At 69.4% G+C, this 12,717-nt stretch carries 11 protein-coding genes; 5 read left to right on the forward strand and 6 right to left on the reverse strand.

Annotation, left to right across the window (positions count from 1 at the left end; genetic code table 11):
• Positions 1-15 precede the first annotated feature (15 nt).
• The gene (locus U4Z64_RS33835; protein WP_044847277.1) at positions 16-483 is read right to left on the reverse strand and encodes a MarR family winged helix-turn-helix transcriptional regulator; all 468 of its coding nucleotides are present in this window, start codon (positions 481-483) and stop codon (positions 16-18) included.
• Between the two features lie 82 nt (positions 484-565).
• Here U4Z64_RS33835 and U4Z64_RS33840 point away from each other — a divergent pair, with 82 nt between their 5' ends.
• On the forward strand, positions 566-934 hold the full coding sequence (locus tag U4Z64_RS33840) for a hypothetical protein (protein WP_124487701.1): 369 nt from the start codon (positions 566-568) through the stop codon (positions 932-934).
• Between the two features lie 148 nt (positions 935-1,082).
• A complete protein-coding gene (locus U4Z64_RS33845; protein ID WP_321822288.1) occupies positions 1,083-1,700 on the forward strand; it encodes a glutathione S-transferase family protein in 618 nt (205 codons plus the stop codon).
• A 64-nt stretch (positions 1,701-1,764) separates the two neighbouring features.
• Here the strand turns inward: U4Z64_RS33845 and U4Z64_RS33850 are convergent, their stop codons facing one another.
• The 4 genes from U4Z64_RS33850 to U4Z64_RS33865 all read right to left on the reverse strand — a co-directional run bounded on the left by U4Z64_RS33850 (position 1,765) and on the right by U4Z64_RS33865 (position 5,829).
• A complete protein-coding gene (locus tag U4Z64_RS33850) occupies positions 1,765-2,487 on the reverse strand; it encodes an HAD-IA family hydrolase (protein ID WP_321822289.1) in 723 nt (240 codons plus the stop codon).
• 29 nt (positions 2,488-2,516) lie between these two features.
• Positions 2,517-3,488, reverse strand: coding sequence for an ornithine cyclodeaminase family protein (locus U4Z64_RS33855; RefSeq protein ID WP_321822305.1), 972 nt, complete (start codon positions 3,486-3,488; stop codon positions 2,517-2,519).
• Between the two features lie 167 nt (positions 3,489-3,655).
• Positions 3,656-4,789 (reverse strand): DSD1 family PLP-dependent enzyme, encoded by a 1,134-nt coding sequence (locus U4Z64_RS33860; RefSeq protein WP_321822290.1) that lies wholly within the window; start codon positions 4,787-4,789, stop codon positions 3,656-3,658.
• 113 nt (positions 4,790-4,902) lie between these two features.
• On the reverse strand, positions 4,903-5,829 hold the full coding sequence (locus U4Z64_RS33865) for a LysR family transcriptional regulator (RefSeq protein WP_321822291.1): 927 nt from the start codon (positions 5,827-5,829) through the stop codon (positions 4,903-4,905).
• A 436-nt stretch (positions 5,830-6,265) separates the two neighbouring features.
• Here U4Z64_RS33865 and U4Z64_RS33870 point away from each other — a divergent pair, with 436 nt between their 5' ends.
• The 3 genes from U4Z64_RS33870 to U4Z64_RS33880 are packed head-to-tail and all read left to right on the forward strand — an operon-like array spanning position 6,266 to position 11,474.
• Positions 6,266-6,856, forward strand: a complete 591-nt coding sequence (locus U4Z64_RS33870) for a DUF2760 domain-containing protein (RefSeq protein ID WP_321822292.1) — start codon at positions 6,266-6,268, stop codon at positions 6,854-6,856.
• Positions 6,853-8,694: an Hsp70 family protein gene (locus U4Z64_RS33875; RefSeq protein WP_321822293.1), complete on the forward strand. Its 1,842-nt coding sequence runs from the start codon at positions 6,853-6,855 to the stop codon at positions 8,692-8,694. The genes U4Z64_RS33870 and U4Z64_RS33875 overlap by 4 nt, the downstream gene beginning before the upstream one ends.
• Positions 8,695-8,699: 5 nt before the next feature.
• On the forward strand, positions 8,700-11,474 hold the full coding sequence (locus tag U4Z64_RS33880) for an Hsp70 family protein (protein WP_321822294.1): 2,775 nt from the start codon (positions 8,700-8,702) through the stop codon (positions 11,472-11,474).
• Positions 11,475-11,696: 222 nt separating this feature from the next.
• Here the strand turns inward: U4Z64_RS33880 and ctlX are convergent, their stop codons facing one another.
• Positions 11,697-12,674, reverse strand: coding sequence for a citrulline utilization hydrolase CtlX (ctlX, locus tag U4Z64_RS33885; protein WP_321822295.1), 978 nt, complete (start codon positions 12,672-12,674; stop codon positions 11,697-11,699).
• Positions 12,675-12,717: the final 43 nt, after the last annotated feature.

Below are 12,717 nucleotides of genomic sequence, written 5' to 3' on the forward strand. Positions count from 1 at the left end.
ACGTGACGCGCCGCTTCAGCCGCGCGTAGCCGGATCCTCCGACAGCGCGCGCAACTGGCCGCGCAACACATCGACTGCTTCCGGCGCGAACGGCCGTTCGATCTCGGTATGGGTCTGCTGCCAGAGCGGGAACGCTTCGGCCAGCAACTGATGACCGGCCGGCGTGAGTTCGAGCAGGCGGCTGCGCTTGTCGTCCGGATCCGTCGTGATCGTGAGCAGCCCGCGCCGCTCGAGCGGCTTGAGCGCGGCGGTCAGCGTGGTGCGATCCATCGCGAGCAATGACGCGACCGATTTCATCGCGGCCGGCTGCGGCCGGTTCAGCGACATCAGCAGCGAGAACTGGCCGTTGGTGAGATCCAGCGGACGCAGCACATCGTCGAAGATGCGCGCGAGATTGCGCGCCGCGCGCTGCATGTGCAGGCACAGGCAGCAATCGCGCACCATCAGCGTCGTTTCGAAAGGGAGCTTTTCTTTGCGTGCCATGTTGCAATTGTGTTGATATCAACCTATTGTGTCAAGGGCGAGGTGCGGCAGCCCGCCGTGCCCGCCATCGGACGGAGGAAGCATGAGTGCTCAACAGCAGTTGTATCTCGCGGTATTCCTCGGCAGCAAGGATAGCCCGGGGATGAAGGCGTGGATGGCGTTGCCGGAGGACGAGCGGCGCACGCGGGAGCGCGAAGGGATCGCCGCGTGGCATGCGTGGGTCGAGCGGCATCGCGACGCGATCGTCGAGCCCGGCGGGCCGCTCGGCAAGACCAAGACGATCGGCAAGGGCGGCGTGACGGACACCGCCAATGCGATGAGCGGCTTCACGGTCGTGCGTGCCGCATCGCACGACGCGGCCGCCGCGCTGTTCGAGGGCCATCCGCATTTCACGCTGTTCCCGGGCGATGCGATCGACGTGATGCCGGTGCTCCCGGTACCCGGCATGTGAGCGGCGACAGGCGCTGCATGCGTGGGCGAAGCGGCCGAAGTGATCGAAGCGTTCGAAGCATTCACATCATTCAAAGCACTCGAAGCGGCCGATTGGCCGTCGCCTGCGCGCGGCGATTTTTCCCGACATTATCGATGGAGACATTGCGATGAAGCTTTACGGATTCGCCGGCACGCGCACGCAACGCGCGCTCTGGGGGCTCAAGGAACTGGACGCGGATTTCGAGTTCGTGTCGGTCAACCTGCTAAAAGGCGAGCACAAGCGGCCCGAATTCCTGCGCCTCAATCCGGCCGGCAAGGTGCCCGTGCTGGTGGACGGCGACCTCGTGATTCCCGAGTCGGCCGCGATCGTGCTGTATCTCGCGGACAAGTACCCGGAGAAGGCGCTGCTGCCCGTCGATCTCGCTTTGCGCGCGCAGGCCTATCGATGGGTCATGTTCGCGGTGACGGAGCTTGAGCAGCCGCTGTGGCGGATTACGCGCCATTCGTTCCTCTATCCGCCGGAAAAGCGCTCGCCGGCCGATATCGAGCTGGCACGCGAGGATTTCGCGACGATGGCCGCGATCCTCGACAAGCATCTGGAAGGGCGCGAATTCATCGTCGGCGACACGCTGACGGTGGCCGATTGCGTGACGGTCTACCTGATCGACTGGGCGAGCGAATGCCACCTGATCGAACCGTTCCCGCAATTGCGTGCGTACCTCGAGCGGCTTTATGCGCGGCCGAAGGCGCCGCAACGGATCGCGGACGCACGCAAGGCGGCGTGAAGCGGCGGTCGGTCATGTCGACGGGCGTGATCGACCGCGGCCGCGCGATCTTGCGGGCTTGCGGTTACGACACCGCGTCGGGCGCACCCAGCGCGCGACACAGCACCGACAAGTCGCGAACGGTCAGATGCGGCGACGGGGCACGATGCGCAGCGTGCTCCGCTTGCGCCCCTGCGTGACGCACGACCCAGGCTGCCTGAAGCCCCGCATTCAACGCGCCGACGATATCGAGGTGAAAGTCGTCGCCGACGTGCAGCAGCTCCCCCGCAGGCACGCCGAGCGTCGCGGCAGCCGCATGGAAGATTTCCGGCTCGGGCTTCGCGAACCCGAACGCACGCGCGCTGAGCGTTTCACGGAAGAACTCGCCGCCGCCGGTCAGTTGAAGGTCCGCATTGCCGTTCGTCACCGCGATCAGCGGAAACCGCGCGCTCAGCCACGCGAGCGCCGGCAATGCATCGTCGAAGAACTCGACCTGGTTTCGCGCCGAATAGAACACGTCGTAGGCGCGGTCGGTCAGTGAGGCGTCTTCGTTCGCGCGCTCCAGCGCCAGCCGGATCGATCCGATGCGCAACGCGCGATAGTCGCCGACGAGATCCGGCCGCGAGCGTTCGTATTCATCGCGCAGTTGAGCCAGCGTCTGCGACGTCGGCAGCACGCTCGCGGTATCGGGTGCGTGCGCGATCAGCCACGCATGCAGCGACGCCTCGGCCCGTGCGACGGAAGGGCCGAACGGCCATAGCGTGTCGTCGAGATCGAACGAGATGGCGGAAACTTTGGATAGACGCATGGCGATGGAAGATATCACGCCGTTGCCGTTCACCACGGCCACGGGATCGAGCGTCCCGTGCCGCTCTCCACGGCGTGCCGATACAGGAAGCGCGCCACGGTCAGGTCCTGCAGCGCGAGCCCCGTCATGTCGAATACGGTGATCTCGCTCGGCGAGCGATCGACCGGCACGGTCCCGGCGAGCACGTCGCCGATTTCGGTGCGCGGCAGATCGGGCGCCCATTGGCACTCGCCGATGCCGCGCGCCTGCTCGTGATCGTCCACGAAAATGCGCGCGCGCTGCAGCACGCCTTCGGGAAGCTCGCGCTTGCCCGCGGTGTCCGCGCCGACGCAGGTCAGGTGGGTGCCGGGCTGAACCGCGTCCGCATCGAACAGCGGGCCGCCGCCCGGCGTGGCCGTGATGACCACGTCGCTGTCGGCCACCGCATCGTTTCGGTCTCGTGCGACGCGGATGTCGCAGCGTTCGCGGAATGCCGATTCGAACACCGCGTCCGCTTCGCCGCGCGCGTTCACGTACTGCACCGTGCCCCGTTGCGGCAGCAGCGTGAGCGCATGGTCGAGCTGGACGCGCGCCTGCACGCCGGTGCCGAACACGCAGAGGCGCGTACTGTCGCGGCGGGCCAGCGCCTGCAGGCCCAGGCCGCCGGCCGCGCCGGTCCGGGCGGTGGTGATCGCGTTGCCGTCCATGATGCAGAGCGGGCGGCCGGTGGCCGGATCGAACAGCGCGATCGTCGCCTGGTGCGGCTCGCCGCCCAGGCTGCGATTGCCGGGCCAGAATCCGGCCGCCTTGAAGCCGAGCAGATCCTGGCTCGCGACGTCGCCCGACTTGATGCCGAACACGCCGCCGGTATGCAGCTTCTCGCGCACGACCGGGAACACGCGCCCTGCGCGTTGGCTGTGCAGCACGAAGGCTTCGCGGACCGCCGCCATCACATGTTCGGCTTGAAGGGCCGGTTCGACGACATCCCGGTCGAGAAGAAGGAGGTGGGCGTCTGTCGGCATGGTGGGGAGCCTGTGCAGGTGCAATGTGAATCGCGGCTTTATAGTTTGTATAGATTTGGACAAATAGTCAATGTCGGGAGGGAGGGCGTGCACGCGGCGGCGGTTGCATCGCCGGACATCGGCGTATCACTCCGACGAATCGGCCACCGCACCGCGATGCCTGGTGCTTACCACCCGTAGAAGCGCGGCCAGTTCCGCACGGTGCCGTCGTCGCCCAGCGCGTGGTATTCCGGATGTTGCGCGCCGGTCGCGCACGCGTGGTTCGGCAGGATCCGCAAACGGGTCCCGATCGGAAACCGCTTCGCGATATCCGTGTCCGGCGTCCCGATGCGCGACACGATGCCGTGCTCCTGATTGGCCGCGCTCATCACGTACTCGCCGAGCACGTCACCGTCTTCGCGACACACCTGCCCGTAGCCGAAATCCCGCGCCTGCCGCTGCGTGCCGCGATCGCGGCTCATCGCCATCCAGCCCGCGTCGACGATGGCCCAGCCTTTTTCTTCCTGGTGCCCGATGACGGTGGTCAGCACCGACAGCGCGATGTCGGACAGTGCGCACACGCCGACGTTGTGCATCACGAGGTCGAACAGCACGTACACGCCCGCGCGGACTTCGGTCACGCCGTCGAGGCGCTCCGCGGACAGCGCGGTCGGCGTCGAACCGATGCTGACGACCGGGCAGGGCAGCGCGGCGGCCCTGAGGCGCTCCGCGGCGTGCACGGTCCGGCTGCGCTCCTGTTCGGCGATCGCGACCAGCGCGTCGCGGGTGTCGTATTCGTAGCTGGAGCCGGCGTGCGCGAGCACGCCGCCGAGCGTCATGCCGCCGTCGACCAGCGCGCGGCCGACGTCGATCAGCAGGTCGTCGTCGGGGGCGATCCCCGAGCGATGGCCGTCGACATCGACCTCGATCCAGACTTCGAAGCGCTCGCCGTGCGCGCGCCCGAATTCGGCGATAGCGTGCGCGGCCGGCAGGCTGTCGGCGACGATCTTCAGGTCGCAGCCCTGCCGGCGCAGCGCGAGCGCCTGGCCGAGCTTCGCGGGAATCATGCCGACCGCATAAACGATGTCGCGCACGCCGCCCGCGAAGAACTGCTCGGCTTCCTTCAGCGTCGATACCGTGATGCCTTGCGCGCCGGCCGCAACCTGCGCGTCGACGACGTGCTGGCACTTGGTGGTCTTCACGTGTGGTCGGAACCGGACGCCGAGCGCGTCCAGATGCGCCTGCATGCGCGCGATGTTGTTACGCATGCGACCGACGTCGATCAATGCGGCGGGGGTGTTGAGAAGGAGGGGAGTGCCCATGATGCGTTGCCTCGGTGGATTGCCGACAGCGAACACAGTAGGACGTTTGGCGCGCAGCGTGTTTAACGCGTGACAAATCGAGCATTAAGCAGCATTTAATCCCAGGACCGCGCTCATGCCTTGCCGCGCCACGGCGGCGGAGCGAGGAATTGCGTCGCGGCTTCGAGGAAAACCCGCTGCCGCGCGGAGCGGCCCGTGCGTGACGGCAGCAGCGCGGTCACGGGCGCGGGCGGCAGATGCCAGTCGGGCAGCAGCCTGACCAGCTTGCCATTCGCCAGCAGCGGCGCGACGTCCCACTCGGAGCGCTCGACGATGCCGAGCCCGGCCAGCGCCCAGTCGGTGATGACCGTGCCGTCGTTCGACGACAGCGCGCCCGTGACGCGAATCACCGCCGATCGTCTGGATTCACCCTTGCCGTCGCCGGCTTGCGAGAAGCGCCAGCGCGGCACGTCCTCGTCGTTCTCGCGCAGGCACAGGCAGTCGTAGCGCGCGAGGTCGGACGGATGGGCCAGTTGCTTGATGCGCCGCGCGTAACCGGGGCTCGCGCACAGGAAGCGCTCGTTGGGCGCGAGCGGATAGCCGATCCACGACGACGACTTCAGGCTGCCGACATGGATGACCACGTCGGCCCCCGCCGCGCTGGTCAGCGGACTCTCCGACAGGTGCAGCGAGATTTCGAGCTTCGGATGCGCGCGTTGCACGTCGCGCACGATCCGCGCGACGTACTTGCGTCCGAAGCCGAACGGCGCGACGACGCGCAGCGTGCCCTGCACGTCGCCGTGATCGCCCGCGATGTTGTTCGGCAGCGCGTCCACGCGCTCGAGAATCTCCACGGCTTCCCGATAAAGCCGCTGACCTTCGTCGGTCAGCTCGATCCCTTTCGGCTGCCGCACGGCGAGCCGGACGTCCAGCCGCGCCTCCATCCGCTGCAGGCGGATCGTGACCGCGGGCGGGGTGAGGTCGAGCAGGCGCGCGGCGGATGCCAATGAACGCGACGCGCCGATCGCGCGCACGAGGCGAAGGTCGTCGAGGTCGAGCATTGCGTGTCCTTTAATGCTGGCGTTGCCGGCCATTAAACATCACATTGCATGAAGCATGTAGCGCTACGCCGGCGCGGTCCCGATGCGAGTGCATGCGTTTCACGTCGCGCGCCCGAATTCGCGCGATTTTCGGGTGAAGGCGGCACGCCGCCGCAAGCCGCGCTGACGCGCCGCAACATCGCGGCCGACGCCCGGCCGACCCCCGATAGCCGGCAGTCCGATGCAATCCGGCGCCGCGCAAAACCCGCGCGTCGTTGTGTTCTGTCCCCCAACTTCTGCCCGGTTCGCCCGCCACAGGGCAAAATACGGGTTTTCCGCACCCGAGAGGGCGCGCCCGAATCACGCGCCGGGCGGCGGCAGTGCGCATTCGCACGCCGCCGCCCGGCGCCCAGGCAAGCTGCTCGCCGTGTCGCGAGCCCACAGGAGTCCAGACCCCATGCCCGAAACCAACCTGTCCTTCTTCGGCCGGCTGTCGCTGGCCGTCGGCACGTTCTTCTCCGTGATCGGCAACCGCGAGTTCGCGGCCGGCGTGCTGCGCGTGCGCGACGGCGCCCCGGCACCGGTCGCGCCGGCGCCGGTTGCGCCGGCCCCCGCGGCAGCCCCGGCGCCCGCGCCCGTGAAGGCGCCGACCCCCGAGCTGCGCGAAGCGAGCCCGCAAGCCGCGCTGCAACTGCTCGGCCTGCTGCAGCGCGATGCGCGCTTCATCGATTTCGTCGAGGAAGACATCGCCGGCTACGCGGACGCCGACATCGGCGCCGCCGCACGCCTCGTGCACGACGGCTGCCGCGCCGCGCTGCGCGAGCATTTCACGATCGTGCCGGTGCGCGATGAAGCCGAAGGCAGCCGCGTGACGCTGCCGGCCGGCTTCGACGCGACGGCCGTGCGCGTGACGGGCAACGTGGTCGGCGCCGCGCCGTTCACGGGCACGGTCAGCCACCGCGGCTGGCGCGTGGCCGACGTGCGCCTGCCGAAGCTGACCGGCAGCCACGACGCCTCGGTGGTCGCACCGGCGGAGGTGGAACTGTGAACGATCCGCGCTATTCGATCGGTATCGACCTCGGTACGACCCACTGCGCGCTGTCGTACGTCGACAGCGCCGCGAGCGACGGCGAAACGATCGCGCAGCAGGTGCTGCCGATCGCGCAGCTGACCGCGCCCGGCGCGCTGGAGTCGCGCGACCTGCTGCCGTCGTTCCTCTATCTTCCGCATGAAAGCGAGCTGACGCAGGGCGACCTGACGCTGCCGTGGACGGCCTCGCGCGCGTTCGCGGTCGGCGAAATGGCGCGCACGCGTGGCGCCGGCACGCCGATCCGCCTCGTGTCGAGCGCGAAGAGCTGGCTGTGCCACCCGGGCGTCGATCGCCGCGCGGCGATCCTGCCGAGCGATGCGCCGCCGGAAGTGGCGCGCGTGTCGCCGCTGGAAAGCTCGATCCGCTACCTGACGCACCTGCGCGAAGCGTGGGACCACGCGCATCCCGACGCGCCGTTCGCCGACCAGGACGTGACGGTCACGATCCCCGCGTCGTTCGACCCGGCCGCGCGCGAGCTGACGGCGGAAGCTGCGCGTGCCGCCGGCTATTCGCGCATGACGCTGCTCGAGGAGCCGCAGGCGGCGCTCTACAGCTGGATCCAGAAGAGCGAAGGCGGCTGGCGCAAGCAGGTGCAGGTCGGCGACCTGATCCTGTGCGTGGACGTCGGCGGCGGCACCACCGACCTGTCGCTGATCGCGGTGGTCGAGCGCGACGGCAATCTCGAACTGCATCGCGTGGCGGTCGGCGAGCACATCCTGCTCGGCGGCGACAACATGGACCTCGCGCTCGCGCACGTGGTCGCGCGCAAGCTCGCGCAGCAGGGCACGCAGGCCGATCCGTGGCAATTGCGCGCGCTGACCTACGCGTGCCGCTCGGCGAAGGAAACGCTGCTGTCCGACCCGACGACCGACGCGGTGCCGCTCGTCGTGCCGAGCCGCGGCTCGAAGCTGATCGGCGGTTCGATCCGCACGGAACTGACGCGCGCGGAACTCACGCAGACGATCCTCGAAGGTTTCTTCCCGCAAGTCGACGCGGCCGCGCGCCCGGTGAGCCGCGCGCGCGTCGGCCTGACGCAGCTCGGCCTGCCGTATGCGCAGGACGCGGGCATCACGCGCCACCTCGCGGCGTTCCTCGGCCGCCAGGTCGCGGCGCTCGACGCACTCGAAGGCGTGCAGCGCACGCTGCCGCAAGGCGCGACGTTCCTGCATCCGACCGCGGTGCTGTTCAACGGCGGCGTGTTCAAGTCGCCGCTGCTCACGCAGCGCGTGCTCGATACGCTCAACAGCTGGCTCGCCGCCGAAGGCGCGCCGGCCGCGCGCCTGCTCGAAGGCGCGGACCTCGATCTGGCGGTCGCGCGTGGCGCGGCGTATTACGGCTACGTGAAGCGCGGCCGCGGCGTGCGCATTCGCGGCGGCACGGCGCGTGCGTACTACGTCGCGATCGAGTCGGCGATGCCCGCGGTGCCGGGGCTGGAGCCGCCGGTGCAGGCGCTGTGCGTCGCGCCGTTCGGGATGGAGGAGGGCTCGGATGCGGCGTTGCCGCCGCAGGAGTTCGGCCTCGTTGTCGGCGAACCGGTGCAGTTCCGCTTCTTCGGGTCGTCGGTGCGTCGTCAGGACCAGGTCGGCACGCTGCTCGACTACTGGTCGCCGGAAGAGCTGCAGGAACTCGAGGAAATCCAGGCCACGCTGCCCGCCGAAGGGCGCACGGTCGGCGAGGTCGTGCCGGTGAAGCTGCATGCGCGCGTGACCGAAGCCGGCACGCTCGAGCTCGAGGCGATCCCGAGCGGCACGAACGAGCGCTGGAAGGTCGAGTTCGACGTGCGCGGCGCCGCCTGAGCGCGATGAAGCGCTATACGGTCGGCATCGACCTCGGCACGAGCAACACGGTCGTCGCGTACGTCGAGGCCGGCTCCGACGCGATCCGCGTGTTCGACGTCGAGCAGCTGGTCGGCCCCGGCGCGGTGGCCGCGCAGCCGCTGCTGCCGTCGGTGCGTTATCACCCGGCGGCGGGTGAACTGCCGCCGGACGCGCTGCGGTTGCCGTGGGCGGCCGATTCGAAGGCGGGTGCGAAGGCTGATCCGAAGGCCAACGCGAATGCGGCCGGTGCACCGCCGGCCGTGATCGGCCGCTATGCGCGCACGCTCGGCGCGCAGGTGCCGGGGCGGCTCGTCACCAGCGCGAAGAGCTGGCTGTCGCACGCATCGGTCGACCGGCTTGCGGCGATCCTGCCGTGGGGCGCGGCCGACGGCGTCGACAAGGTGTCGCCGGTCGACGCGAGCGCGAGCTATCTCGCGCACGTGCGGGCCGCGTGGGATGCGCGTTTTCCCGATACGCCGCTCGCGAAGCAGGACGTCATTCTGACGGTGCCGGCGTCGTTCGACGACGGCGCCCGCGCGTTGACGGTCGAGGCGGCCAAACGCGCGAAACTGCCGGCGCTGCGCTTGCTGGAAGAACCGCAGGCCGCGTTCTACGACTGGTTGTACGGCCAGCGCGCGACGTTGCGCGACACCTTCGCCGCACCGCGCCGCGTGCTGATCTGCGATGTCGGCGGCGGCACGACCGACCTCACGCTGGTCGACGTCGCGCCGGGCGACGACGGCGAACCGGCCTTCACGCGCGTCGGCGTCGGCAATCACCTGATGCTCGGCGGCGACAACATGGACCTCGCGCTCGCGCGCCTGGTCGAGACCCGGCTGACCGAGCCCGGCACGCGGCTGTCGGCCGCGAGCCTGTCGCAGCTCGTCGAACGCTGTCGCGCGGCGAAGGAGCGGCTGCTCGGCGACGACGCGCCGGCCTCCGTCACCGTGACGCTGCTCGGCGCGGGCAGCAAGCTCGTCGGCGGCGCGCGCTCGGCCGAGCTGACGCGGCAGGAAGTCGAGCAGATCGTCGTCGACGGCTTCTTTCCGCAGGTCGAGGCCGGCGAGCTGCCGCGCCGCGCGCGGGCCGCGATCGTCGAATTCGGCTTGCCGTATGCGAGCGACCCGGCCGTCACGCGCCACGTCGCCGCGTTCCTGAATCGTCATGCGGAAGGCCCGCTGCCCGACACGCTGCTGCTCAACGGCGGCGTGTTCCGCGCGGGGGCGCTGGCCGGCCGTCTCGCGCAGACGCTCGGCGCGTGGCGCGGCGCGCCGCTCGACGTGTTGCACAACGCGCATCCGGACGTGGCGGTCGCGCGCGGCGCGGTGGCCTATGGCCTGGCGCGGGCGGGGCATGCGCCGCGCATCGGCGGCGGTTCCGCGCGCAGTTATTTCCTCGTGCTCGACGATGGCGAGGGCGCCACGGCGGCGCGCGGCGTCTGCCTGCTGCCGCGCGGTGCCGAGGAAGGCCGCGAGATCCGGCTCGAGGAACGCACGTTCGCGCTGCAGCTCGGGCAGCCGGTGCGTTTCCACCTCGTGTCGACGGTCGCCGACACCGCGTACCAGCCGGGCGATCTGGTCGAGCTGGACGGCGGCGACTTCGTGCGGCTGCCGCCGATCGCGACGGTCGTCGACGCGAAGGCCGGTAGCGATGCGCGCGAAACGCCGGTGAAACTCACCGCGTCGCTGACCGAGGTCGGCACGCTCGAAATGCACTGCATCGCGACCGACGATGCAGCGCGCCGCTGGCGGCTCGAATTCCAGTTGCGCGGCGATGCGCCCGCGCAGGGCGACGATGCCGCGCTCGCGCGCCATCCGCGCGTCGATCACGCGATCGAGCTGATCGACCGCTCGTTCGGCAGCAAGGCCGCGGACGTCACGCCGAAGGACACGCGACGGTTGCGCGCGCAACTTGAACAGGTGCTCGGCCCTCGCGACGAGTGGGACGTCGCGCTCGCGCGCGAGCTGTTCGACGCGTTGCTTGCGCGCGCGCGTCGCCGGCGGCGCTCGGCCGATCACGAACGCGCGTGGCTGAACCTCGCCGGCTATTGCCTGCGCCCGGGCTTCGGCCATCCGCTCGATGCGTGGCGCATCGAGCAGCTGTGGCCGCTGTTCGACGACGGGATCCAGTACGTGAACGACGCGCAGGTGTGGTCCGAATGGTGGACGTTGTGGCGGCGCGTGGCCGGCGGCCTCGACGACGACGCGCAGACGCAGGTGCGCGATGCGATCGCGTTCCTCGAACCGTCCGACGACAAGCGCCGCAAGCTGCCGTTCGACCCGGCCAAGGTCGGCCCGGCCGACATGACGCGCTTGTCGGCATCGCTCGAACGATTGCCGGTCGAGCGCAAGGTGGAACTGGCCGAGCGGTTGATCGTGCAATTGCAGAAGCCGGCCGAGCGCACGCTGTGCGCATGGGCGCTCGGGCGCATCGGTGCGCGCCGGCCGTTCTACGGCAGCGCGCACAGTGTCGTGCCGGCTGACGTCGCGAACCGCTGGCTCGACGCGCTGTTCGCGCTGGACTGGAAGCAGGTCGAACCCGCGGCGTTCGCGGTCGCGCAGATCGCGCGGATGACGGGCGACCGCGAACGCGATTTGCCGGACGAAACGCGTGAGGCCGTGATCAAGCGCCTGTCTTCCGCGAATGTGTCGGCCGCGTGGATCGACATGGTGCGCGAGGCGATTGCGTTCGACGAAGCCGACACCGCACGTGTGTTCGGCGAAACGCTGCCGGCCGGGTTGAAGCTGCTGGGCGGTTGATGAACGGGCCGGACGATGTTTCGAACTGATTCGTAGATCGAAGCATCGTCCGGCTGCGCCATCGGGCTATCCACGCAGGATGTTCGTTCAGGCCGAAGCATTGTCCGGCGGCGCCATCGGGCTATCCGCGCAGGATGTCCGTTCAGGCCGAAGCGTCGTCCGGCTGCGCCATCGGGCTATCCGCCGCAGGATGTCCGCTCAGGCGTGCGGCACCGATTCGCGTTACCGCGCCACCGATTCCATTTCCTTCACGTCATGTGCTGCGGCCCGCCGCGCGAGATGAATGCCCGCGAGCATGCAGCGCACCGAGCCGCCGGCCAACTCGATCGTCGGCACGTCGAGCGGCAGCAGCCGCGCGGAGCGTTCGATCGTCGCGCGCTGGCCGCCGGTGAGGCAGTCGAACGCGCGCCGCGACAGCGCGAGCACGCGCCCGTCCTTGCCCGACAGCTCCAGCGTATTGCCCGCGAAGTTCGCGATCTGCGCATGATCGAGCGCGATCACGGTGCGGCCCGTTTCGGTCAGGCGTTGAGCGATTTCGTCGCGGCGCCGGCGCTCGGCGATCAGGTCGAGGCCGATCATCGCGAACTCGGTGGCGACGCTCATCATCACGTTCGTGTGATAGATCGGGTTGCCGTTCGCATCGGCCGTGTCGAAGCAGATCGGCTCGAAGTTGAAATGCGTGCAGAAACGCTCGAGCGCGACCGGATCGGCGCGGCGCGAACGCGCGGTGTACGCGATTCGTGCGACGTGGTCGAGCACCATCGCGCCGGTGCCTTCCAGGAACACGTCGTCGTATTCGAGCCCCGAGTAGTCGATCACGTCCTGCACGCGGTATTCCGCTTTCAGCATCTCGACGATGTCCGCGCGCCGCTCGCGGCGGCGGTTCGGGCTATGCATCGGAAACAGCGCGATATGCCCGCCCGGATGGGTCGAGAACCAGTTGTTCGGGAACACGGAGTCGGGCGTGTCGCGCTCGCCGTGATCGTCGAACACGTGCACGCGCACGCCTGCATCGGCGAGTGTGCGCGCGGCGGCCGTGACTTCGTCGCGCGCGGCGGCCGACACCGACAGCGTGTCGTGCGCGCCGCCGACGGCCGTGCGCTGGAACGCGTTGTCGGCCGCGGTCTGCGGATTCGGCAGGAAGCGGTGCGGCCGGATCATCACGACGGCGGCCGGCGCCTGGATCGATACGAGATTCATGAACGTTTGAAGAGACAGGCGGAGAATCGGGCGGCGCGCCGGC

This window comes from Burkholderia sp. BCC1996 (genome assembly GCF_905339955.1).
In the GTDB taxonomy this organism is placed as follows: Bacteria; Pseudomonadota; Gammaproteobacteria; order Burkholderiales; family Burkholderiaceae; genus Burkholderia.

Coding starts and splice junctions, on each gene's coding strand:
- ctlX (WP_321822295.1), bottom strand. CDS start 12,674: ATGAATCTCGTATCGATCCAGGCGCCGGCCGCCGTCGTGATGATCCGG.
- U4Z64_RS33880 (WP_321822294.1), top strand. CDS start 8,700: ATGAAGCGCTATACGGTCGGCATCGACCTCGGCACGAGCAACACGGTC.
- U4Z64_RS33860 (WP_321822290.1), bottom strand. CDS start 4,789: ATGGGCACTCCCCTCCTTCTCAACACCCCCGCCGCATTGATCGACGTC.
- U4Z64_RS33840 (WP_124487701.1), top strand. CDS start 566: ATGAGTGCTCAACAGCAGTTGTATCTCGCGGTATTCCTCGGCAGCAAG.
- U4Z64_RS33865 (WP_321822291.1), bottom strand. CDS start 5,829: ATGCTCGACCTCGACGACCTTCGCCTCGTGCGCGCGATCGGCGCGTCG.
- U4Z64_RS33855 (WP_321822305.1), bottom strand. CDS start 3,488: ATGCCGACAGACGCCCACCTCCTTCTTCTCGACCGGGATGTCGTCGAA.
- U4Z64_RS33845 (WP_321822288.1), top strand. CDS start 1,083: ATGAAGCTTTACGGATTCGCCGGCACGCGCACGCAACGCGCGCTCTGG.
- U4Z64_RS33850 (WP_321822289.1), bottom strand. CDS start 2,487: ATGCGTCTATCCAAAGTTTCCGCCATCTCGTTCGATCTCGACGACACG.
- U4Z64_RS33835 (WP_044847277.1), bottom strand. CDS start 483: ATGGCACGCAAAGAAAAGCTCCCTTTCGAAACGACGCTGATGGTGCGC.
- U4Z64_RS33870 (WP_321822292.1), top strand. CDS start 6,266: ATGCCCGAAACCAACCTGTCCTTCTTCGGCCGGCTGTCGCTGGCCGTC.